Annotated in this window: 20 protein-coding genes; 11 read left to right on the forward strand and 9 right to left on the reverse strand. The window is 73.6% G+C overall.

Going from position 1 to position 21386, the window contains the following annotated elements; translation table 11 throughout:
• The first annotated feature begins 43 nt into the window (after positions 1-43).
• Together BMY04_RS15845 and BMY04_RS15850 are read left to right on the forward strand one after the other, a co-directional pair.
• Positions 44-1234, forward strand: a complete 1191-nt coding sequence (locus tag BMY04_RS15845; protein WP_091183007.1) for a mandelate racemase/muconate lactonizing enzyme family protein — start codon at positions 44-46, stop codon at positions 1232-1234.
• Between the two features lie 38 nt (positions 1235-1272).
• Positions 1273-2247: a sugar kinase gene (locus tag BMY04_RS15850; RefSeq protein ID WP_170854177.1), complete on the forward strand. Its 975-nt coding sequence runs from the start codon at positions 1273-1275 to the stop codon at positions 2245-2247.
• A 3-nt stretch (positions 2248-2250) separates the two neighbouring features.
• Here the strand turns inward: BMY04_RS15850 and BMY04_RS15855 are convergent, their stop codons facing one another.
• Positions 2251-3657, reverse strand: coding sequence for a class II fumarate hydratase (locus BMY04_RS15855; protein WP_091183010.1), 1407 nt, complete (start codon positions 3655-3657; stop codon positions 2251-2253).
• 31 nt (positions 3658-3688) lie between these two features.
• The gene (locus BMY04_RS15860) at positions 3689-4375 is read right to left on the reverse strand and encodes a spermidine synthase (RefSeq protein WP_091183013.1); all 687 of its coding nucleotides are present in this window, start codon (positions 4373-4375) and stop codon (positions 3689-3691) included.
• 63 nt (positions 4376-4438) lie between these two features.
• Between BMY04_RS15860 and BMY04_RS15865 the strand changes: the two genes are divergently transcribed.
• A complete protein-coding gene (locus BMY04_RS15865) occupies positions 4439-4996 on the forward strand; it encodes a DUF4245 domain-containing protein (protein ID WP_139209897.1) in 558 nt (185 codons plus the stop codon).
• A 46-nt stretch (positions 4997-5042) separates the two neighbouring features.
• On the opposite strand, the gene BMY04_RS15870 is transcribed toward BMY04_RS15865, so the two are convergent.
• Together BMY04_RS15870 and xseA are read right to left on the reverse strand one after the other, a co-directional pair.
• Complete coding sequence (locus BMY04_RS15870; protein ID WP_091183021.1) at positions 5043-5294, reverse strand: exodeoxyribonuclease VII small subunit; 252 nt, start codon at positions 5292-5294, stop codon at positions 5043-5045.
• The gene (gene xseA / locus BMY04_RS15875) at positions 5291-6517 is read right to left on the reverse strand and encodes an exodeoxyribonuclease VII large subunit (RefSeq protein ID WP_091183026.1); all 1227 of its coding nucleotides are present in this window, start codon (positions 6515-6517) and stop codon (positions 5291-5293) included. Before xseA ends, BMY04_RS15870 begins: the two co-directional genes overlap by 4 nt.
• 209 nt (positions 6518-6726) lie before the next feature.
• On the opposite strand from xseA, the gene BMY04_RS15880 reads away from it, so the two are divergent.
• A complete protein-coding gene (locus BMY04_RS15880; RefSeq protein WP_091183030.1) occupies positions 6727-7755 on the forward strand; it encodes a 4-hydroxy-3-methylbut-2-enyl diphosphate reductase in 1029 nt (342 codons plus the stop codon).
• Positions 7756-7900: 145 nt separating this feature from the next.
• On the opposite strand, the gene BMY04_RS15885 is transcribed toward BMY04_RS15880, so the two are convergent.
• Together BMY04_RS15885 and BMY04_RS15890 are read right to left on the reverse strand one after the other, a co-directional pair.
• The gene (locus tag BMY04_RS15885) at positions 7901-8524 is read right to left on the reverse strand and encodes a hypothetical protein (RefSeq protein ID WP_091183033.1); all 624 of its coding nucleotides are present in this window, start codon (positions 8522-8524) and stop codon (positions 7901-7903) included.
• A gap of 138 nt (positions 8525-8662) precedes the next feature.
• The gene (locus BMY04_RS15890) at positions 8663-10276 is read right to left on the reverse strand and encodes a DNA recombination protein RmuC (protein WP_232506444.1); all 1614 of its coding nucleotides are present in this window, start codon (positions 10274-10276) and stop codon (positions 8663-8665) included.
• Positions 10277-10394: 118 nt separating this feature from the next.
• On the opposite strand from BMY04_RS15890, the gene BMY04_RS15895 reads away from it, so the two are divergent.
• Both BMY04_RS15895 and BMY04_RS15900 read left to right on the forward strand, forming a co-directional pair.
• The gene (locus tag BMY04_RS15895; RefSeq protein WP_091183041.1) at positions 10395-11672 is read left to right on the forward strand and encodes a M18 family aminopeptidase; all 1278 of its coding nucleotides are present in this window, start codon (positions 10395-10397) and stop codon (positions 11670-11672) included.
• A gap of 113 nt (positions 11673-11785) precedes the next feature.
• Positions 11786-12370: a DoxX family protein gene (locus BMY04_RS15900; protein WP_091183045.1), complete on the forward strand. Its 585-nt coding sequence runs from the start codon at positions 11786-11788 to the stop codon at positions 12368-12370.
• 20 nt (positions 12371-12390) lie between these two features.
• Here the strand turns inward: BMY04_RS15900 and BMY04_RS15905 are convergent, their stop codons facing one another.
• A complete protein-coding gene (locus tag BMY04_RS15905; protein WP_091183047.1) occupies positions 12391-12858 on the reverse strand; it encodes a nuclear transport factor 2 family protein in 468 nt (155 codons plus the stop codon).
• Between the two features lie 117 nt (positions 12859-12975).
• Here BMY04_RS15905 and ychF point away from each other — a divergent pair, with 117 nt between their 5' ends.
• Together ychF and BMY04_RS15915 are read left to right on the forward strand one after the other, a co-directional pair.
• A complete protein-coding gene (gene ychF / locus BMY04_RS15910; RefSeq protein ID WP_091183050.1) occupies positions 12976-14049 on the forward strand; it encodes a redox-regulated ATPase YchF in 1074 nt (357 codons plus the stop codon).
• A gap of 40 nt (positions 14050-14089) precedes the next feature.
• Positions 14090-14515, forward strand: a complete 426-nt coding sequence (locus tag BMY04_RS15915) for a hypothetical protein (protein ID WP_139209899.1) — start codon at positions 14090-14092, stop codon at positions 14513-14515.
• Between the two features lie 59 nt (positions 14516-14574).
• Here the strand turns inward: BMY04_RS15915 and BMY04_RS22860 are convergent, their stop codons facing one another.
• The gene (locus BMY04_RS22860; RefSeq protein ID WP_170854178.1) at positions 14575-14721 is read right to left on the reverse strand and encodes a hypothetical protein; all 147 of its coding nucleotides are present in this window, start codon (positions 14719-14721) and stop codon (positions 14575-14577) included.
• 77 nt (positions 14722-14798) lie between these two features.
• Positions 14799-15986: a GNAT family N-acetyltransferase gene (locus tag BMY04_RS15920; RefSeq protein ID WP_170854179.1), complete on the reverse strand. Its 1188-nt coding sequence runs from the start codon at positions 15984-15986 to the stop codon at positions 14799-14801.
• A gap of 54 nt (positions 15987-16040) precedes the next feature.
• Here BMY04_RS15920 and ispF point away from each other — a divergent pair, with 54 nt between their 5' ends.
• The 3 genes from ispF (at position 16041) to BMY04_RS15935 (ending at position 21162) form a co-directional block, all read left to right on the forward strand.
• Entirely contained in the window at positions 16041-16529 is a 489-nt protein-coding gene (gene ispF / locus BMY04_RS15925; protein WP_091183531.1) for a 2-C-methyl-D-erythritol 2,4-cyclodiphosphate synthase, read from the forward strand.
• Between the two features lie 110 nt (positions 16530-16639).
• Positions 16640-19117 carry an aminopeptidase N gene (pepN, locus tag BMY04_RS15930; protein ID WP_091183060.1) on the forward strand — a complete coding sequence of 826 codons (2478 nt, stop codon included), beginning with the start codon at positions 16640-16642 and terminating at the stop codon, positions 19115-19117.
• Between the two features lie 251 nt (positions 19118-19368).
• Positions 19369-21162, forward strand: a complete 1794-nt coding sequence (locus BMY04_RS15935) for an ABC transporter substrate-binding protein (RefSeq protein ID WP_091183065.1) — start codon at positions 19369-19371, stop codon at positions 21160-21162.
• Positions 21163-21386 lie beyond the last annotated feature (224 nt).

Consider the following 21386-nt stretch of genomic DNA (forward strand, 5'->3'; position numbering starts at 1 on the left):
CTACGAGGGCCGGGCGGTCGGTCCACGAGCGAGGAGCACGACCATGAAGATCACCGCCATCCGCTGCGCCCTCCTCGGTGACAGCCCGGTGATCCGCGTGGTGACCGACGAAGGGGTCGACGGCTACAGCCAGATCGAGTCGTCCAAGCCGTACATGGCCACGGTCGTCCCCCTCTACGAACCCTTCCTGCTCGGCGAGGACCCGACCGACATCGAGCGCTGCATGCTCAAGATCCGCCGGTTCGCGGCGTTCAAGCCCTGGGGGAGCGTGGTCTCCGCGCTCGAGGTCGCGCTGCACGACCTGACGGGCAAGGCGTACGGGCTGCCCGTCTACAAGCTGCTCGGCGGCAAGGTCCGCGACCGCGTCCGCGTCTACAACGGCGGCGTCCGCCCGGTCCTCGAGGGCCACGAGCCGGAGCACTACGCCGCCGCGATGGCCGAGATGAAGGCGGCGCCCGAGGGCTTCACGATCATCAAGGAGGGAGTCGGCTTCCACGGCTTCATGAGCCAGAACGTGGCCGGCTTCATGCTCGGGGACCAGCGCACCGGCCCCCGCCACCCCAACCGCGGCCCGCTCACCGAGAAGGGCCTCAAGCACACGGTCCGCTGCGTCGAGGCGATGAAGGACGTGCTCGGCGACGAGATCGGGCTGGCGCTCGACATGGGCCCAGGCTGGACGGTCACCGACGCCATCCGCGTGATGCGGGCTATCGAGCCGCTGAACGTCCTGTGGGGCGAGGACCTGCTGACCGGCGACTATGTCCCGTGGGTGCACGCCGACCAGTACCGCGAGGTCACCGTCGCCACCACGACGCCCACCCACACCGGCGAGCAGATCTACCTGCGCCAGAACTTCCAGGAGCTGGTCGAGCGCAAGGCCGTCCGGGTGGTCGGCCCCGACCCGATGGACGTCGGCGGCCTCGCCGAGCTCAAGCGGGTCGCCGAGCTGGCCGACCTGCACGGCGTGCAGATGGCCCCCCACGGCGTGCTCGACGGCGTCCTGGGGCTCGCGGCGCTGGTGCAGGTCTGCGCGACCCTGCCCGACAACTTCATCGCCTTCGAGTACCCGGTCGCGGAGCACCCGTGGTGGTACGACATCGTCAGCGGCCTGCCGAGCCCGATCGTCCAGGACGGGTTCGTCACGGTCGGCGACGCCCCCGGGCTGGGCGTGACCTTCGACGAGGACGCGACCCGGGCGTACCTGCGGCCCGAGGACCAGGGCTTCTTCGACTGAGCGCGACGGGCGGGGCGGGGTCGGACGAGGCGGGAGGCGTGGTGGCGGGGGACGTGAGCGGAGCCGGTCGTGGGCACCGGGGTGGGGTGCTGACCTTCGGCGAGGCGCTCGTCGGGTACGCGGCGGCGTCGCCCTCGCTCGCGGCGGCGACCACCTTCGACCGGTTCCTCGGCGGGGCCGACCTCAACGTGGCCGTCGGGCTCCACCGGCTCGGGGTGCCGGCGACGTACGCGACGGTGCTCGGCGACGACGCCCACGGCGACTTCGCGGCGGAGCGGCTGCGCGCGCTGGACGTGCCGGCCGTGCTGCGCCGCGCCTCCGGCCCGACCGCGGTGATGTTCAAGGCCGGGGACGGGAGCGGCGACCCCGAGGTGCTGCAGCTGCGCCGGGGCACCGCGTTCGCGCTCAGCGCCCCCGAGGTCCTGCCCGGCGTCGCGGCCCTGCTGCCCGGGCTGGGCCACGTGCACCTGACCGGCATCACGCTCGGGATCTCGCCGGCCTCCCGGCAGGCGACGCTCGACCTGCTCGAAGCAGCGGTCGGAGCCGGGTGCACCGTGTCGTTCGACCCCAACCTGCGCCTGCCCCTGTGGTCGGACCGCGACGAGATGCGCGACGTCCTCCACGCCGTCGCGGCCCGGGCCGACCTCGTGCTGCCCGGCGTCGAGGAGGCCCGGCTGCTCACCGGCAGCGCCGACCCTGAGGCGGTCGTGGCCTTCTACCTCGGCCTCGGCGCCCGGGAGGTGGCGGTCAAGCTCGGCGCGCGGGGTGCCGTCGGGGCGACGGCCGACGGGAACCTGGTGCGGTCACGACGGTTCGCCGTCGAGGCGGTCGACACGGTCGGCGCCGGGGACGGCTTCGCCGCGGGCTACGTCGCCGGGCTGCTCGGCGGCGAACCCCTCCAGGGACGTCTCGACCGCGCCGCAGCCGTCGGTGCGCTCGTCACGACCCGGACGGGCGACCTCGACGCCATGCCGGACCGTACGGAGGTCGACGCGCTGCTCGCCGCGAGCTGAGGCTCAGGCCGGGGCGCGCGTCATCGACAGCACGTCGAGGGCCGCGTCGAGCTGCTCCTCGGTGAGCGTGCCGTCGCTGACGAAGCCGCGCTCGACGACCACCTCGCGGATCGTCTTCGACTCCTTGAGCGCCTGCTTGGCGACGGAGGCGGCGGCCTCGTAGCCGATGTAGCGGTTGAGCGGGGTGACGATCGAGGGGCTCGACTCGGCGAGGAAGCGGCAGTGCTCGACGTTCGCGGTGATCCCGTCGACGCAGCGGTCGGCGAAGACGCGGCTGATGTTGGCGAGCAGCCGGATCGACTCCAGCACGTTGCGCGCCATGACCGGCAGCATCACGTTCAGCTCGAAGGCGCCGGCCGCCCCGGAGAACGTCACCGCCGCGTCGTTGCCGACCACCTGCGCGCAGACCTGGGTCATGGCCTCCGACAGGACCGGGTTGACCTTGCCCGGCATGATCGAGCTGCCCGGCTGCAGGTCGGGCAGGGCGATCTCGCCGAGGCCCGCGCGGGGGCCCGAGCCCATCCAGCGGATGTCGTTGGCGATCTTGTTGAGCCCGGCAGCGATGGTCTTGAGCACGCCGGAGGCCTCGACGAGCGCGTCGCGCGCCCCCTGGGCCTCGAAGTGGTTGCGGGCCTCCGTGAGCGGCAGGTGCGTCTGCTCGGCGATGATCCCGATGACCTCGGCGGCGAAGCCCTTCGGCATGTTGATGCCGGTGCCGACCGCGGTCCCGCCGAGCGGGAGCTCCGCGACGCGCGGCAGCACGGCGCGGATGCGCTCGACGCCGTAGCGGACCTGCGCGGCGTACCCGCCGAACTCCTGCCCCAGGGTCACCGGGGTCGCGTCCATCAGGTGCGTACGCCCGCTCTTGACGACCTCGGCGAACTCGGTGGCCTTGCGCTCGAGCGACTCGGCGAGGTGCTCCAGCGCCGGCACGAGGGTCTGCACGAGCCCCTGCGTCGCGGCGATGTGGATCGCGCTCGGGAAGACGTCGTTGCTCGACTGGGACGCGTTGACGTGGTCGTTGGGGTGGACGTCGTCGCCCAGGCTCGCGCTGGCGAGCGAGGCGATGACCTCGTTCGCGTTCATGTTGCTCGACGTGCCCGACCCGGTCTGGAAGACGTCGATCGGGAACTCCGCGTCGTGCGCCCCGGAGGCGACCTGCGCGGCGGCGGCGGCGATCGCGTCGGCGCGGCCCTGGTCGAGGCGGCCCAGACGGGCGTTGGTCTGGGCGGCGGCGCCCTTGATCAGCCCGAGGGCCGCGACCAGCGCCGGCTCGATCGGGGTGCCGGAGATCGGGAAGTTCTCGACCGCGCGCTGGGTCTGGGCCTTCCACAGCGCGTCGCGCGGGACCCGGACCTCGCCCATCGTGTCGTGCTCGATCCGGAACTCACTGGTCTCAGCGCTGGCCATGACCTCATCCTGCCGCACCCCTCCGACCGGCTCAGGCGGGTGGACGACGCAGCACCTCGATCGCGTAGGTGAACGTCCGGCCCTCGCGCGAGACGCGGTGGCGGTGCTCCTCGGCGGACGCGTCGACGGTCCGCAGCGCGGCGAGCAGGGGTGGCGAGGGCGCCTGGCACCAGATGGCCAGGAGGCCGCCGGGGGCGAGCCGGTCGTACGCCTCGCGCAGGGCGGGCTCGGTGTAGAGGGCGTCGTTCTGCGCGTGGATCAGGAAGTCGGGCCCGTTGTCGACGTCGAGCAGGATCGCGTCCCACGGCCCGGCCGGCCCGCCGCGGCGGGCGAGCACGGCGGCGACGTCGCCGACGTGCAGCCGCACCCGCGGGTCGGTCGCCGCCCGGGCCAGCGTGGGTGTGCGCCCCTCGCGCGCCCAGGCGACCAGGGCCGCCTCGAGCTCCACGACGTCGACCTGCACCTCCAGCCCGAGCCGGTCGGCCTCGTCCAGCACCGCGGCGACGGTCCAGCCGAGCCCGAGCCCGCCGATCAGCACGCGCGGGGCCCCACCGGCGAGGCGTCCGAGCTCGCGCTCGCTGTGGGTCTCGGTGCTGTCCATGGCGAAGGTTCCGTTGACGACCAGCTCCTCGACGGCGTAGGCCCCGGTGCCGCGGCGGCGCAGGAGCACCTCGCCCCGGTCGCTCTCGGCCCGCCCGAGCGTCACGACCTCGTCCACCCGCGCATCCTGCCGCGTCGTGACGCTGCATCGCGAGTTGGCGCGGTGCGGGAAGATAGCGGCGTGGCGCGAGCGAAGAAACCGGCGACGATGGGCGACCTGATCAGGTCGCTCGTGGTCATCCTCGTGCCGCTCGTGCTGGTCACCCTCTTCTTCACCCGTGACGTCGGCGACCACCCGGTGACCGTCGTGGACTGGCAGCCGGTGGCGGCCACCGCGCGCAGCGAGGCGCCGTACCCGGTGCTCACGCCGGTGAACCTGCCGCCGGGCTGGCGTGCCGTCCAGGCCACCTGGGTCAAGACGGGGGAGCCCTACCTCAACGGCGAGCCCTCGGCCCGCAACCTCTGGAAGCTCGGCTTCCTGACCAGCGACGACGTCTTCATCGGGCTCGCCCAGGGCGACCTGCAGCCCGACGAGCTCGTGCGCGACGAGACGCGCGAGGGCGTGGCCGACGGCCAGAGCGTGGTGGGCGACCAGACCTGGGAGCGGTTCGTGAGCCCGGACGGCCGGACGCGCTCCCTGGTCGACCGCGAGCCGAAGGTCACCACCGTCATCAGCGCGGACCTGCCCTACGAGGCCCTCGACACCTACGCCGGGATCCTGTCGACCTCGGGCTCCTGAGCGGCTCACCCGCGGCGGGACCCCGGGCCGACGACGGCCGTGAGCCTCAGTCTCCGGACGGAGCGGGCGTCTCCTCGGCCCGGGCCCTGCGCGCGGCCTCCACCCGGGCACGGGCCCCGTCGAGCCAGCGCTGGCAGATGCCGGCCAGCTCCTCGCCCCGCTCCCACAGCCGCAGCGACTCGTCCAGCGGCACGCCACCGGACTCGAGGCGTTGGACGACCGAGACGAGCTCGTCGCGCGCCTGCTCGTAGGTCAGCTCGGGCGCGGCCTGGTCGGCCGTCCTGTCCTGGGGGCTCACGCGGCGCTCCGTCCGGGTCGTACGTCACGGACCTCGACCGCCAGCTGGCCGTCGGCGAGGTAGGCGAGCAGGTCGTCGCCGGGGTCGGCGTCCGCCACCGAGGTGAGGGCGTGGCCCTCGGGCCCGACGACGATGGCGTACCCGCGCTCGAGGGTCGCCTTGGGCGACATCGCCCGCACCCGCGCGAGCTGGTGGGAGACCGCGACCGACTCGCGCTCGACCAACGCGCTCACCGCTCGCAGCGCACGCCCGCGGGCCTCGGCCACCTGGGCGTCGTGGATCGAGAACGATCCGGTGGGGTCGACGAGGACCGGCCGCGAGCGCAGGGCGCGGAGCCCCTCCTGCTGGCGGCTGAGCAGCGCGTCGACGAGGTGGTCGAGCCGGGCGGCGACGGAGGCGATCCGGGTGCGTTCCTCGGCGACGTCGGGCACGACGCGCTTGGCCGCGTCGGTGGGCGTCGAGGCGCGCACGTCGGCGACCAGATCGAGGATCGGGTTGTCGCTCTCGTGGCCGATCGCGCTGACCACCGGTGTGCGGGCCGCGAAGACCGCCCGCACCAGGCCCTCGTCGGAGAAGGGCAGCAGGTCCTCCAGCGACCCGCCGCCGCGCGCGATGACGATCACCTCGACCTCGGGCAGGTCGTCGAGCCGCTCGAGCGCGGACATGACCTGCTCGGCCGCCTGCCCGCCCTGGACCAGCGCGTGGCGCACCTCGATCCGGACGCCCGGCCAGCGGCGGCGGGCGTTCTCGACCACGTCGCGCTCGGCGGCGCTGCCCGCACCCGTGATGAGGCCGACGGCGCGCGGGAGGAACGGCAGCCGCTTCTTGCGGGCCGCGTCGAACAGTCCCTCCGCCTGGAGCAGCCGCTTGGTCTGCTCGAGCCGGGCGAGCAGCCGGCCCTCGCCGACCGGCGTCAGGGCGTCGCAGTAGAAGGAGAAGCGGCCGGACTGCTCGAAGTACGACGGCTTGAGCCGGGCGACGACGGTCGAGCCCTCGGTCAGCGGCCCCGCGGCGTCGAAGGTCGTCGGCGACACCGTCACCGAGACCGACACCTCGGCCAGCCGGTCGCGGAGGGTGAGGAAGATCGTCCGGCCGCTGCGCCGGCTCACCTCGATCAGCTGCGCCTCCACCCAGACCGGCCCGAGCCGCTCGATCCAGCCGCGGACCAGGTGCGCCACGCGCCGCAGGGGTTGCGGGTTCTCCGGCGACGAGTCCAGGGCCACGCCGGAACTCTAACGACGAGCACCGACAGGACCGCCGACGACGAGCCGCCCGCGCCGTCCTCCTCGCGCCTCCCGGCCTTCCGGCCGCGGAAGTGGTCGCTCCGGGACCGCGAAGCGCCGTCGGGAGGTCCGGGAGCGACCACTTCCCGCGAGCGGGGCGAGAGCGGCGAGGACGGAGCGGGCGCCGGGGCCCTCGGTAGACTCGGCGCATGTCCGACACCCCCGGCGCGAGCCCCAGCGCGACCCTCGACCTGCTGCCCGCCGCGCCGGCGAAGGCGGGGGAGAAGCAGGTCGTCGTCGCCGCGCCGCGCGGCTACTGCGCCGGCGTCGACCGCGCGGTGGTCACCGTGGAGAAGGCGCTGGAGGCGTACGGGGCGCCCGTCTACGTCCGCAAGCAGATCGTCCACAACCGCCACGTCGTGGAGAACCTGGCCGCCCGCGGGGCGGTGTTCGTCGAGGAGCTCGACGAGGTCCCGCCCGGCTCGACCGTCGTGTTCAGCGCGCACGGGGTGTCGCCGGCGGTCAAGGCCGAGGCGGTGGAGCGCGGTCTGCAGGCCATCGACGCCACCTGCCCGCTCGTCACCAAGGTGCACCACGAGGCCCGCCGCTTCGCCCGCGAGGACCGGGAGATCCTCCTCATCGGCCACGCCGGCCACGAGGAGGTCGAGGGCACGATGGGCGAGGCGCCGGAGCGGACGACCCTCGTGCAGTCGCCGGCCGACGTCGACACCCTCGAGGTGCAGGACCCCAGCCGCCTCGCCTGGCTGAGCCAGACCACGCTCAGCGTCGACGAGACGCTCGAGACGGTGGCCCGGCTCAAGGAGCGGTTCCCGCAGCTGCTCGACCCGCCGAGCGACGACATCTGCTACGCCACGACCAACCGCCAGGCCGCCGTCAAGCAGATCGCCGCGCACTCCGACCTCGTGATCGTCGTCGGCTCCGCGAACTCCTCCAACTCCGTCCGCCTCGTCGAGGTGGCCCTCGAGGCCGGCGCGACGACGGCCCACCGCGTGGACAACGCGGGCGAGGTCGACCTCGCCTGGCTCGACGGCGTCACCTCGGTCGGCGTGACCAGCGGCGCCTCGGTGCCCGACGACCTCGTGCAGGGCGTCCTCGACCTGCTGGTCGAGCAGGGCTTCCCCGTCGCGCGCGAGGAGCGCCTGACCGAGGAGTCGCTCACCTTCGCGCTCCCGCCGGAGCTGCGCCGCGGCCTCAAGCGCAGCGTCAAGGGCGACTGACCCGCGGGGAGCGGAACGTTCCCTGCGCCTGTCGAAGGGCCCGGAACGGGTCGGCGTTGCTCTCGCGTCGAGAGCGTTCTGGCGTCGAGCCGACGCTCGTCGTCGGACCGCGGACGAGAGGAGCCTCCCGCGACGCGCGGCGCTGTCAGCAGCGGCTCCGGGCGGACGCGGCGGCCTTGGCGGCCGCCGTCGTGCCGGACGGGAGGTCCGCCGGCGGTGTGGCGGCCTCCGACGGCACGGCGTCGAGCACGACCTCGCCCCGGTAGGTCGTCCGGACCTCGTCGCCGACGGGCGTGTCGACCATGGTCAGCAGTCCCCGCGCCCCACGGAACGCACCGTTGCCCCCGGTGACGGGGTGCACGCACTGCCCCCGGACCAGGTTGCCCTCGAGGTCGAAGCTCGCCCAGTAGAGGAAGGCGAGGTGCATCTCCCCGCGCCGGTCGCGCCTGCCGCACCGCTCGTCGTGGTCGCGGTCGATGCACCCGCGGAACACCTCGGTGCCGGCCTCGACGTAGAGGGTGTCCGAGGTGTGCAGCGGCGGCGTACGGGGGACGTACAGCCACTCCCCGACCAGGTCGCCCTCCATCGTGTAGACGCCGTTCGCCGCATCGACCGGGACCTGCTCGCCCCGGACGTGCACCGTGCGCGGGGCCTTCGGGCGGTCGGCGTCCCCGCCGGGGTTCGCGGCGGCCACGGGCGCGAGGGCCAGGCAGGTCGCGGTCGCGGCAGCCGCGCTGACGAGTGCGGTGGTGCGCAGAGCCATCTTCATCGAGGGCTCCCTCCGTGTCGGTGCGCGGCCGCCCACGGCCGCGCGGATCCTCCACGCTCCAGCGGCGCGGTGGGGGCGACAAGGGCGAGTTCCCGTACCCCGCGAACGGGCGGGCCGCCCGACGGCCCGATCAGGGGGTCAGGAGGAGCGCGCCTCGCGCTCGTCGGCCGGGCCCACCTCGTCGGAGACGAGCTCCCACAGGTCGGGCTCGGGACGCACGAGCTCGGCGGCCTCGGGGATCTCGTCGACGCGCGCGGATCGGCCGCGGCGACGGCTGGTGCGGCCGACCATCGGCTCGACCTGCGTCGCGTCCTCGACGAGCTCGGGTGCCTGGATCTGGCGCGTGGTCGCCTCGAGCTGGGTGAGACCCGTCAGCTCGGCCTCGGTGACCTTGAGGTCGTTGAACCGTCGCGCCTGCACCATCACGCGGCTCTCGACCGTGGCGACGGTCTCGTTGTAGGCCTTGACCGAGCTCTGCAGCGCGCGGCCCAGCTTGTCGAGCCGGCTGCCCATCACGCCCAGCCGCTCGTGCAGCTCGCGACCGAGGCGGAACACCTCCGCCGCGCTCTCGGCCAGCGCGGCCTGGCGCCAGCCGTACGCGACCGCGCGCAGCAGCCCGATCAGGGTCGTCGGCGTCGCCAGCACGACGTCGCGCTGCGCGGCGTAGTCGTACAGGTCGGGCACCACCTCGAGCGCGGCGGCGAAGAACGCCTCGCTCGGCAGGAAGAGCACGACGAACTCGGGGGTCTCCCCGCCCTTCCAGTACTGCTTGGCGGAGAGCTGGTCGACGTGCGTGCGCACGTGGCGCCCGTAGCGGGCGAGCGCGTCGGTGCGCCCGGCGTCGTCACCGGCCTCGGCGGCCTCGAGGAACGCGCTGAGCGGGACCTTCGAGTCGACGAAGACGTGCTTGCCCTCGGCGAGGTTGACCCGCATGTCGGGGCGCAGGGTCTTGTCGTCGGTGGTCATGGTCCGCTGCAGGTCGAAGTCGCAGCGGTCGAGCATGCCGGCGATCTCGGCGACCCGCTTGAGCTGGGTCTCGCCCCAGGAACCGCGGATCTGCGGCTTGCGCAGCGCCGTCACCAGCGCGGTCGTCTCGCGCCGGAGCGTCTCCCCGGTCTGCTGGACCGTCTGCACCTGCGCCCGCAGGTCGACCGACATGGCGACGCGCTCCTTCTCCACCTCCGTGAGCCGGGTGGACAGGAGGCCGAGCTGCTCGCGGACCGGGGCCATGAGCTCGGCCGTCGCGCGCATCCGGGTCTCGTGCGCGGCGTCGGCGCTCCGTCCCTGGCGCTCGAGGGTCTCGGCCGAGACGACCTTGAAGTGGTTGAGCAGCGCCTCGCGATCGGCGGAGATCTCGGCCGCGCGGGCCACGGCCGCGTCGCGCTGGGCGACGGCGCCGGCCATCTCCGCCGCGACCGTCGCCGCCTCGGCCTGCGCCGAGGCCGCCTCGCTTCGTGCGTCGGACACCCCGGCCTTGGCCTCGGCCACGTCCGCACGCGCCTGGCCCAGCTCGGCGCGGGCGGTGGCGGCCTCCGCACGGGCGGTAGCCGCCTCGGTCCGGGCCTGCGCCGCCCCCGCCTGCGCGTCGGCGACCTCCGCGCGGGCCGCCGCCAGCGCGGCCGAGGTGTGCGCGTCCGTGGTGTCGAGCGCGGCGCGCGCCAGCCGGCGACCGACCGCCATCCCTCCGACGACGCCGGCCACCAGCCCGACCAGCAGCGCCGCGAGCAGCAGGAGCACCGAGAACCCGTCCATGCCCACGAGCATGCCGGGGGCCACTGACACAACGCTCCACGCCACACCGCGGGAGCGGTGTGACGCTGCCCGGGGTGCGCGACGCGGAACCGTCGGAGCCGCGCCCTACGGTGGGGCCATGCCTTCGGCAGGAGATCCCGCAGCCGGCCACGTCGACGACCTGGCGGCGTTCGTCCGTGCGTCACCGACCTCCTTCCACGCCGCGGCGGAGGGCGCGCGGCGGCTGGTCGCCGCCGGCTTCACGCGGCAGGACGAGACGGAGGCGTGGGACGCGAGCCCGGGCGGGCACGTCCTGGTCCGCGACGGAGCCCTCGTCGCCTGGCGCGTGCCCGAGGGCGCGGGACCGCTGACCCCCTTCCGCATCGTCGGCTCCCACACCGACTCACCCGGCTTCCAGCTCAAGCCCCGGCCCGACCTGAGCGCGTACGGCTGGCACCAGCTCGGCTGGGAGGTCTACGGCGGGCCGCTGCTCAACTCCTGGCTCGACCGTGAGCTCGGCCTCGCCGGCCGCCTGGTGCTGCGCGACGGCAGCACCGAGCTCGTCCGCACCGGCCCCGTCCTGCGCATCCCGCAGCTCGCGATCCACCTCGACCGGAGCATCGGCGAGACCGGGCTCAAGCTCGACCGCCAGCACCACACGGCACCGGTGTTCGGCGTGGGGCTGCCCGGCCCGGGCGTCCTCGACCACGTCGCCGCGTCGGTGGGCGCGGGCGCGACGGACGTGGACGCGTACGACCTGCTCGCCTTCGACACCGCCGCGCCGGCCGTGTTCGGGGTCGAGGGCGAGTTCTTCGCCTCCGCCCGCCTCGACAACCTGGCGTCGGTGCACGCCAGCGTCACGGCGCTGCTGGCGGCGGGGGAGAGCGACGAGATCGCGGTGCTCGCGGCCTTCGACCACGAGGAGCTCGGCAGCGCCAGCCGCACGGGCGCCTCCGGCCCGCTGCTCGCCGACGTCCTCACCCGTACGGGGGCCGCCCTCGGCGCGGGCACCGACGAGCAGCACCGCGCCTGGGCGCGCTCGTTCTGCGTCTCGGCCGACGCCGGCCACGCCGTGCACCCCAGCTACCCCGAGCGCCACGACCCCGCCAACCGTCCGCTGCTCAACGCCGGACCGCTGCTCAAGATCAACGCCAACCAGCGCTACGCCAGCGAGGCCCGGGGCATCGCCCGCTGGCGGGGCGTGTGCCGCCGCGCCGGGGTGGCCGTGCAGACGTTCGTGTCGAACAACGCGATGCCCTGCGGATCGACCATCGGCCCGCTCACCGCGACGCGGCTCGGCATCGACGTGGTCGACGTCGGGATCCCGACCCTGTCGATGCACTCGGCGCGCGAGCTCACCGGCAGCCGCGACCCCTACGACCTCGCGCGGGCCCTCACGGGCTTCTGGTCCGACTGAGCGGTCGGGCCGTCGCCAGGGGCCCCGGCGAGCGTCCCCAGGAACCACCGCCGCGCCCCTAGCGTGGGCGCTCCCACGGCCCACCCCGGGCCGCGACGCTCGGAGGACCGACGGTGTCCAGCTCGTACACCCCGCCGACCCGGCCCACCGGGTACACGAACAGCCCCGGTGCGACCGTGACGGACGACCGGCCGGTGGCCGGCTCCTCCACGCCCGGCGAGCCCGACGTCAAGCCGGTCCGGCCGCGCGGTCACGTCCGTGACGACCTCGGCCTCCTGGTGCTGCGGCTCGGTCTCGCGGCGGTCATGCTCGCCCACGGCTACCAGAAGTTCTTCCTGCAGGGCGGGTTCGGCGGCACGGCCCAGGCGTTCACCCAGATGGGCGTGCCCTACCCGCAGGTCAGCGCGGTCCTGATCATCGTCCTCGAGCTCGCGGGCGGGGTGGCCATGGTCTTCGGCCTGCTCACCGTGCTGGTCGGGCTCGCGTACGCGGTCGCCATGGCCGCCGCGGTGTGGCTCGTGCACCTGCCGAACGGCTTCTTCGTCGCCCAGAACGGCTACGAGCTCGCCGCGCTGACCGGCGTCGTCGCCCTCGTGCTGGCCATCAGCGGCGCGGGCACGATCTCGCTCGACCGCGCGCTGTTCGGCGGCAAGCGCCGCCGGCGCGTGCGCGAGGCCCGCGACGCCGCGGCGTCCTGAGCCACGCTGACCCACACCTCTCACCACAGCGGGATGTCGGCCCCGCGCTCCCCGTCGGGGCGCGGGCCGACGATGCGCCGGTCGGCCTCGGCGATCGCCACGTCGTTGATGCTCGCCTCGCGGCGCCGCATCAGGCCGTGCTCGTCGAACTCCCAGTTCTCGTTGCCGTAGCTGCGCCACCACTGCCCGCCCGCGTCGCGGCACTCGTACTGGAAGCGCACGGCGATGCGGTCGTCGGTGAACGCCCACAGCGACTTGCGCAGGGCGTAGTCGAGCTCGCGCTCCCACTTCTGCGTCAGGAACGCGACGATCTCCGCCCGCCCCGTGACGAACCGGTCGCGGTTGCGCCAGCGGGAGTCCTCCGTGTACGCCAGCGCGACCCGCTGCGGGTCGCGGGAGTTCCACGCGTCCTCGGCCGCCTGGACCTTGGCGGCGGCGGTCTCGCGGGTGAAGGGAGGCAGCGGCGGGCGGTCGGTGGTGGTCGTCACGGGTCCTCCAGAGGGTGCGTGCTCGTCGAGCGCGACGCCCCCTGCGGGTCCCCCGACCGCCCTCACGCCCGGCTCGATCCACAGGGCGGCCTTCGCGGAACCATAGGATGGGCCGACGTGGCGCTCACCATCGGCATCGTCGGTCTCCCCAACGCGGGCAAGTCGACCCTGTTCAACGCCCTGACCCGCAACGACGTCCTCGCCGCGAACTACCCCTTCGCGACCATCGAGCCCAACGTCGGCGTGGTCGGGGTCCCCGACCCCCGGCTCGGGGTGCTGGCCGACCTCTTCTCCTCCGAGCGCAGCGTGCCCGCGACCGTGAGCTTCGTCGACATCGCCGGCATCGTCCGCGGCGCCAGCCAGGGCGAGGGCATGGGTAACGCGTTCCTGTCCCACATCCGCGAGGCCGACGCGATCTGCCAGGTCACGCGGGTGTTCGCCGACCCCGACGTCACCCACGTCGAGGGCGAGGTCGAGCCCTCCAACGACATCGAGACCATCAACACCGAGCTGATCCTGGCCGACCTCCAGACCATCGAGCGGGCGCTGCCGCGGCTGGAGAAGGAGGCGCGCACCAACAAGGACAAGCTCGCCGTGATCGCCGCGGCGAAGGAGGCGCAGGAGGTCCTCGACTCCGGCCGCACGGTCTTCGCCGCCGGTCTCGACCGCGAGCCGCTGCGCGAGCTGTTCCTGCTGACGGCCAAGCCGTTCCTCTACGTCTTCAACTGCGACTCCGACGAGCTCGCCGACGCCGCGCTGCTCGACCGGCTCCGCTCGATCGTCGCCCCGGCCGAGGCGATCTTCCTCGACGCCAAGATCGAGTCCGAGCTGGTCGAGATGGAGCCGCACGAGGCCCGCGAGTTCCTCGCCGAGATGGGCATGGACGAGCCGGGCCTCGACCACCTGGCCCGGGTCGCCTTCGACACCCTGGGCCTGCAGACCTACCTGACGGCGGGGCCCAAGGAGTCGCGGGCCTGGACGATCCCCAAGGGCGCCACGGCGCCCGAGGCGGCCGGGGTGATCCACACCGACTTCCAGAAGGGCTTCATCAAGGCCGAGATCGTCTCCTACGACGACCTCGTCGCCGCCGGCTCGGTGAACAGCGCGCGCGCCAAGGGCCAGGTCCGTCTCGAGGGCAAGGAGTACGTCATGGCCGACGGTGACGTGGTCGAGTTCCGTTTCAACGTCTGAGCAGTCTGAGCAGCACCAACGAGTGAGGGTTGACCTGAACGTGTCCACTGCTACCGAAGCACTGTTCCGCGGCCGCAGCTACCGCCTGATGGGCGAGCCGGTCGTCGCGAGCACCGAGACCAAGACCAGCGCGGCCCGCGAGCTCCACCTCGCCTCGTGCCGCACGCTCAAGAAGTACGGCCAGGACAGCGACGTGCTGACCCCGCTGACCGAGGCTGAGGTCGACGAGGCCTGGCTCCGGGCCGTCGAGGAGGACACCTCGATCGAGGTGAGCGGCAAGGAGGTGCCCTTCAGCGCCGAGACCGCGTGGTGCCCGATCTGCCTCGTCAAGGAGCTGAAGATCGCCAAGGACGGCACCTACCGCCACCCCGGCGCCCGTTCGGACAAGTGGCGCCCGGGCGTCCCGCTCTCCTGCCGCTTCCCGACCGCCCACGGGCTGGGGCACTGCGGCTGCGAGGTCGACTAGCCGAGACCGGAGCGGATCTGACCGCGTACACCCGGTCAGATCCGCTCCGATCTCGCGCGTTACTTCTTCTTCTTGGCCTTGCCGCCCTTCTTGCCCAGCTCGGCCTGGGCCGCGGAGGACTTCCGGGGGTTCTTCTTGCCCTCCTTGGCTGCCTTCGCGTTCGCCTTCTTGGCGGTGTCGCTGCCCTTGCCCTTCTTGTCGGCCACGGTGGCCTCCTCTCGCTCGCCCTTGGTCAGCCCGCGTCTCGGCCCACGGTTGCGCGAGCGGGGGACGGGCCGGGACGTCAGAAGTGGTCGAGCACCCCGTGGACCCGGCCGGCGACGAGGGCGTCCCAGTCGGCGTCCTGCGCCGGGTCCCCGCCGACCAGCAGGCCGAGGACGCGGAGGTCGCGGCTGGGCCGCGCGCCGGTGACGAGCAGCGCGAGACCGCGCGGGGAGAGCGTCCGGTCGTCGCGGGCCGGCCCGCGCACGCACCGGACCACCCCGTCCGAGGCCGTCACGACGTACGCGCCGTCGAGCCCGGGCAGCACGTCCCCGGCCACCGTGAACCCCAGCTCCACCGCGAGGCCGGGTGCGCAGCGCGCCCCGGTGAAGGCACGTTCCACGTCGAGGACCTTGAGCGAGTAGAGCTCGTCCTTGACCGGCCCCCAGTCCAGCGACGGCACGAGCAGGCGCACGAGGTCGTCGCCGGTGGTCCGCAGCCGTACGGTCGACGCGACGCTGCCGAAGCTGGCGAGCGCGCGCACGAGGGCCGCGTAGGCGTCGACGTGCGTCGCGACCAGGTCGGGCACCGACAGCTCGGGTCCGCTGCCGTCGCCACGGCCGCGCACCCAGGCCGCGTAGCCGAGCGGACGCCCGTCCGGGTCCTCGGCGAGCGTGATCCCGGTGAACCTCGCGAGCAGCTGCTCGTCGGTGCCGGGGAAGGACACCCCGCGGCGGGTCAGCGCGCCGTCGTGGCTCGCGGCCCAGGCGTCGTAGAGCCCGCGGACCCGCTCGGCGTCGGCGACCTCGGCCCGTCGCAGCCGGACGTCGCCGAGGGCCCGGACGGCGCCCAGCACGGCGCTCGGGACGTCGACCAGCCGGGTGGCCGCGACCACCTCGTAGCCCGTCCGGCGGTAGATGTGCGGCGCGCTCGCCCAGAGCGTCGAGACGACCGCGCCCCGCTCGCGGGCTCCCTCGAGGAGCGCGAGCAGCATGGGCGCGAGCACGCCGGCCCCGCGGGCCTCCGCGGCGACGGTGACGTCGGCGATGCCGGCCACCGGCAGCACCCGGCCGCCGAACCACCCGTCGAACTCGCGGTCCACGGACTGCGCGACCAGGCGGTCGCCGTCGACGACGCCCCACCAGTGCCAGCCGGGCAGGCCGAGCTCGCCCGGCTCCGACGGGGTCGCCGGCACCCCGAAGGCCTCCTCGCTGAGCCGCCGCGACGCGGCGCCCGCCTCTGGTCCGAGCCTGCGCACCGTCGTCGTCACCGGGCCATCCTGCCGTGGCCGGCCGCGTCCGCGGTGGTCCGTACGCTGAGGCGCGTGGAGGCGCCGCGGATCGGGACGGGCTGGGACGTCCACCGGCTCGTGGCGGGCCGGAGGCTGGTGCTCGGCGGTGTCGACGTGCCGGCGCCGGCCGGTTTCGACACCCACTCCGACGGTGACGTGCTCAGCCACGCCGTCGTCGACGCGCTCGCCGGCGCGATCGCGGACGGCGACCTCGGGGTGCACTTCCCCGAGGACGACCCGGACGCCGACGAGGCACGCAGCCTGGGCTTCGTCGTCGCCTTCGCGGCCCGGGTCCGCGAGCGGGGCCTGCAGGTGGTCTCGCTCGACAGCTTCGTCGTCCACGGGACCGTCCGGCTCCGGCCGCACCTGGACGCCATGCGCGCGAACCTCGCCGACGCCCTGGGCGCCCCGCTCGACCGCGTCTCGGTGAAGGCGCGCTCGGCCGACGGGCTCGGGCCCGAGGGCCGCGGCGAGGCGTGCAGCGCCTCGGTCACCCTGCTGCTGGGTCCCTCCGGTCCCTGACCGCCCACGGGCGGGACGACTCCGGAAGGCAGACTGCCGGGCATGACCGTTCCCGCTCCGCGACCCCGGACCACCCACGACGAGCGGGTGGCCACCGGCACGGTGCGGGCGTGAGCGCCGGCGCCGACGGACGCACCAGCCTCACCCGGACCGAGGCGGAGGCCCGGGCCGCCGCCCTGAGCGTCGACAGCGTCGAGGTCGCGCTCGACCTGACCGACCCGTCGCTGCCGACCTTCGGCTCCCGGGCCGTCATCCGGTTCTCCAGCAGCGTCGACGCGACGTTCGTGGACTTCGCCGGCGACGAGCTCGTGTCCGCCACGCTCAACGGCCGCCCGCTCGACCTCGGCAGCTGGCGACGGGCGCGCATCCCCCTGACGGGGCTCGGGGCCGACAACGTGCTCGAGGTCGAGGGCCGGATGGGCTACTCCAGCGACGGGGAGGGGCTGCACCGCCACGTCGACCCGGCCGACGGCCGCACGTACCTCTACGCGATGTCGTTCCTCGACGCGGCCCCGCGCTGGTTCGCCTGCTTCGACCAGCCCGACCTCAAGGCCCGCTGCACGTTCGAGGTCGAGGCCCCCGAGCACTGGACCGTGCTGGGCAACGGCCCGTCGGAGACCCTCGGGCCGGGGCGCTGGCGCATCGTCGCGCCGCACCCGCTCTCGACCTACTTCACGACGCTCGTCGCCGGCCCGTACGCGTCGGTGCACGGCGAGCACGACGGCATCCCGCTCGGCCTGCACATCCGCGCCTCGCTGCGCAGCGAGCTGGAGGCCCAGGCCGAGGACATGCTGGCCGTGACCGCGGCGTCGTTCGACTACTACCACCGCCTCTTCGGCATCCGGTACCCGTTCGGGGAGTACCACCAGGCCTTCGTCCCCGACTTCAACGCCGGCGCCATGGAGAACCCGGGCTGCGTGACCTTCCGCGACAGCTACGTGCCGCGCGGCCGCATCACCCACGCCGAGCAGGGCACCCGCGCCGGGACCATCGCCCACGAGATGGCCCACCAGTGGTTCGGCGACCTCGTGACCATGCGCTGGTGGGACGACCTGTGGCTCAACGAGTCGTTCGCGGAGTACCTCGCCCACCGCTGCTGCACCGAGGCGACGCCGTACGCGCTGTGGACCGAGTTCGGCATCGCGCGCAAGGACTGGGGCTCGGTGGCCGACCAGTCGCCCTCGACGCACCCGGTCGCCGGGAACGCGGCGCCCGACGCCGCCGCGGCGCTGCAGAACTTCGACGGCATCTCCTACGCCAAGGGTGCGGCCGTGCTGCGCCAGCTCGCGACGTACGTCGGCGACGAGGTCTTCCTCGCCGGCCTGCGCGACCACATCAGCGGCCACGCGTACGGCAACGCGACGTTCGCCGACCTCGTCGGCTCCTGGACCCGGGCCGGCGCGCAGGACCTCCCGTCGTGGGCGCAGGCCTGGCTGCGCACCTCCGGCATGGACACCCTCGACGTCGAGCACGCGGACGAGGGCGTGCGCCTGGTCGCCACCCCGCCGCCGGGGCAGCCGGTCCGCCCGCACACCGTGCAGGTCGGTCTGGTCGACGAGGCCGGGGCCGTCACGGTGCTCGACCCCGTCACCGTCGGCACCGACCCGGCGGTCGTCCCGGTCGCGGGCCCTGCGGTGCTCGTCACGCCCGACGCCACCGACGTCGCGTGGGCCAAGCTGCGCTTCGGGCCGGACGGCTGGGAGCGGGTGGCGGCGGCGCTGCCCGGGCTCACCGACGAGACGGCCTCCGTCGGCATCTGGAACGCCGTGCGCGACGCGGTGCGCGACGCCGGGCTCGACCCGCGGCGGGCGCTGGCGCTCGTGGAGTCGTCGCTGCCCGCGCAACGTTCCGAGGTGGTGTGGGACTCCGTGCTCACCTTCGCCCGGACCCAGCTCGCCGCCACGTACGCCCCGGTCGAGGAGCGGGCCGCGCGGGCGCGCCGCGTGCGGGCGGTCGCGTGGACGCTCGTGGACGGCGCCCAGCCCGCTTCGGACCGGCAGCTCGTCGCGTTCCGGCAGGCCGTCCGGCTGGAGACCGACCCGTCGCGGCTGCGCGCCTGGTTCGACGGGTCCGCGCTGCCCAGCGGGCTCGCGCTCGACCCCGAGCTGGTCTGGGCGGTCGTCGAGCGCTGGTGCGCCCTGCAGACCGGCACCGGCCTGCTCGAGGAGGCCCTCTCCCGCGACCCCTCGGCGTCCGGCCAGGTGCACGCGGCCCGCGCCCGCGCCGCGCGCCCGGACCCGGAGGCCAAGGCCGCCGCCTGGCGCCTCCTCGTGGAGCCCTCGACCGCCGGCGCGTACGAGCTCTACGCCACCGGCGACGGCTTCTGGGCGGTGGGGCAGGAAGAGCTGACGCAGGCCTACGTGCCGCGCTGGTTCGCCGAGATCGGGCGCACGGCGCGCTTCCGCGAGGGGTGGGCGCTCGGGCAGGTCGCGACCCAGTCCTTCCCGCGGACGGCGGCGACGCCGGAGGCCCTCCGGCTGGCGGACTCCGCGCTGAGGGGCGACCTCGCGGCCCAGATGCGGCGCGCCGTGGTGGACGGGACCGACAAGCTCCGGCGCGCCGTCGCCTCTCTGGACCGCTGGGCGTGAGCCCGGCGGACAGGGCCGGTGAATGCCCTGGTCAGCGCGGCACGAGGGGCTCCGGGCTTGCCCGGACGGATAGCCTCACGAAGCGTTCCTTCGAGGTCACAATCATGTTGCTGATGGCGCGTCCCTGTGCCCTCGGCTTGTGTACGGCTTGGCTGCTGGCCTAGAAAGGACCCCGTTCCTGCGCTGGGCACCTCGATGTGCCTTAGCGCTGATGGCGTCGATCGACGCGGAATTTCCTGAGGAGGAAGTGGATGCGAGCAAGAACTCGCTTGCTGGCGGGCGCTGCGGTGACCTCGCTGGCGCTCTTGGCCAGCGCGTGCGGCGGCGGTGGTGGCACCAGCAACACCGGTGGCACGGCGTCGAACGCAGGCACCCCCGTCAAGGGCGGCGTGCTCAACATGCTCGGCGTCGGTGACGTCGACTACATGGACCCGCAGTCCGCGTACTACTCGGGGTCGTACATGATCCACCGCCTGTGGAGCCGGCAGCTCTACACCTACCCGGCCGAGGCGGACAAGACCACGACGTCGGTCCCCGACCTGGCCGACGGCCCGGTGCAGACGAGCGCGGACGGCCTCACCGTCACCGTCAAGCTGCGTGACGGCGCCCAGTGGAACACCAACCCGGTGCGCCCGGTCGTCGCCGGCGACGAGGTCATCGGCGTCAAGCGGACCTGCAACCCGGTCCAGCCCTTCGGCGGCATCCCCGACTTCCAGGAGCTCATCGTCGGCTACGCCGACTACTGCGCGGGCTTCGCGAAGGTGAAGGGCACCGCCGCGGCGATCAAGGACTACGTCGAGAAGACCGACCTGCCCGGCGTCACCGCCCCCGACGACAAGACGATCGTCTTCAAGCTGACCCACCCCGCGTCGTACTTCCAGGACATGCTGACGCTGACGGCCCTCGGCCCGGCGCCGAAGGAGTTCCTGGACGCGGTGCCCGGCGCCGAGTTCGGCAACGACGTCAAGAACCTGATCTCGGACGGCCCGTACTACATCGACGAGTACACGCCGACCAAGACGATCGACCTCAAGCGCAACCCGGCTTGGAACGAGTCCAGCGACCCGGTCCGCAAGGCCTACGTGGACCAGATCAAGGTCACCGAGACGGGCACCCAGGAGAGCATCCAGCAGCAGCTGGAGACGGGCACCGACAGCGCCGACATGGCGTTCGACACGTTCCCGCCGGCGACCGTGGTGCCGGGCCTGCTGGCCCGCAAGGACAAGAACCTGAACATCGGTCCGGAGTCCTCGTCGAACCCGTTCCTGATCTACAACACGGTGTCGCCGAACAACAACAAGGCGATGGCGAACGTGGCCTTCCGCCAGGCGCTGTCGACGAGCATCAACCGCGCCAACCTGATCCAGGTGCTCGGTGGCCCGACGCTGAACAGCACGCTGACCAACGTCCTCCCGGCGAACATCGTCGGTGGCGAGCAGCCGTTCGACCCGTACCCGTTCGACGCGGCCAAGGGCAAGACGATGCTGTCCTCCGCCGGTGGTGACGGCGCGACGATCAAGATCCTGTACCGCAACGCGTCGCAGGGTTCGACCAAGGTCTTCCAGACGGTCCAGCAGCAGCTGACCGAGCAGGGCCTCAAGGTCGAGGGCGTCCCCGCCCCGAACGCCGACTTCTACACGAAGTACCTCCAGCAGGGCAGCGTGGCGAAGCGCGGCGTCTGGGACATCGCGATCGCCGGCTGGGGCTCGGACTGGTACGGCAACGCCGCCCTGTCCTTCTTCGGCCCGCTCTACTCCGGTGAGCCGTCCTTCCCGCCGATCGGCAGCAACTACGGCTTCTACAACAACCCGAAGACGAACGAGCTGATCAAGCAGGCGACCAACGCCAAGACGCAGGACGAGGCGGCCGGGCTCTGGCGCCAGGCCGACCAGTCCGTCATGGCCGACGCGGCGTTCTACCCGATCACCAACCCGAACACGGCCAACTACAAGGCCACCCAGGTCAACAACGCCGTGTTCATGCCCTCCTTCCAGAACTTCGACCCGGCCAACGTCTGGCTGTCGCAGGGGAAGCAGGGCGGCTAGGCCGCAGAGGGGGCCCGGGTGACCGGGCCCCGGGGCCACCGGCCCGACATCCACCGCCGCTCCCGTCCGGGGTCACCCCGGGCGGGAGCGGAGTGGTGAGTAGGTTCGCCACACGAGAACCTGCAGCAACGAGAACACCGCACCACCAGGACAAGCACGTCCGACGACGTCGTCCGGCCCGCCCGGCCGGGCGCCGACCAGTCATGGCTCCGCCGCGACCCGGC

The sequence above is a fragment of the Microlunatus flavus genome, from assembly GCF_900110855.1.
Taxonomy (GTDB): domain Bacteria; phylum Actinomycetota; class Actinomycetes; order Propionibacteriales; family Propionibacteriaceae; genus Microlunatus; species Microlunatus flavus.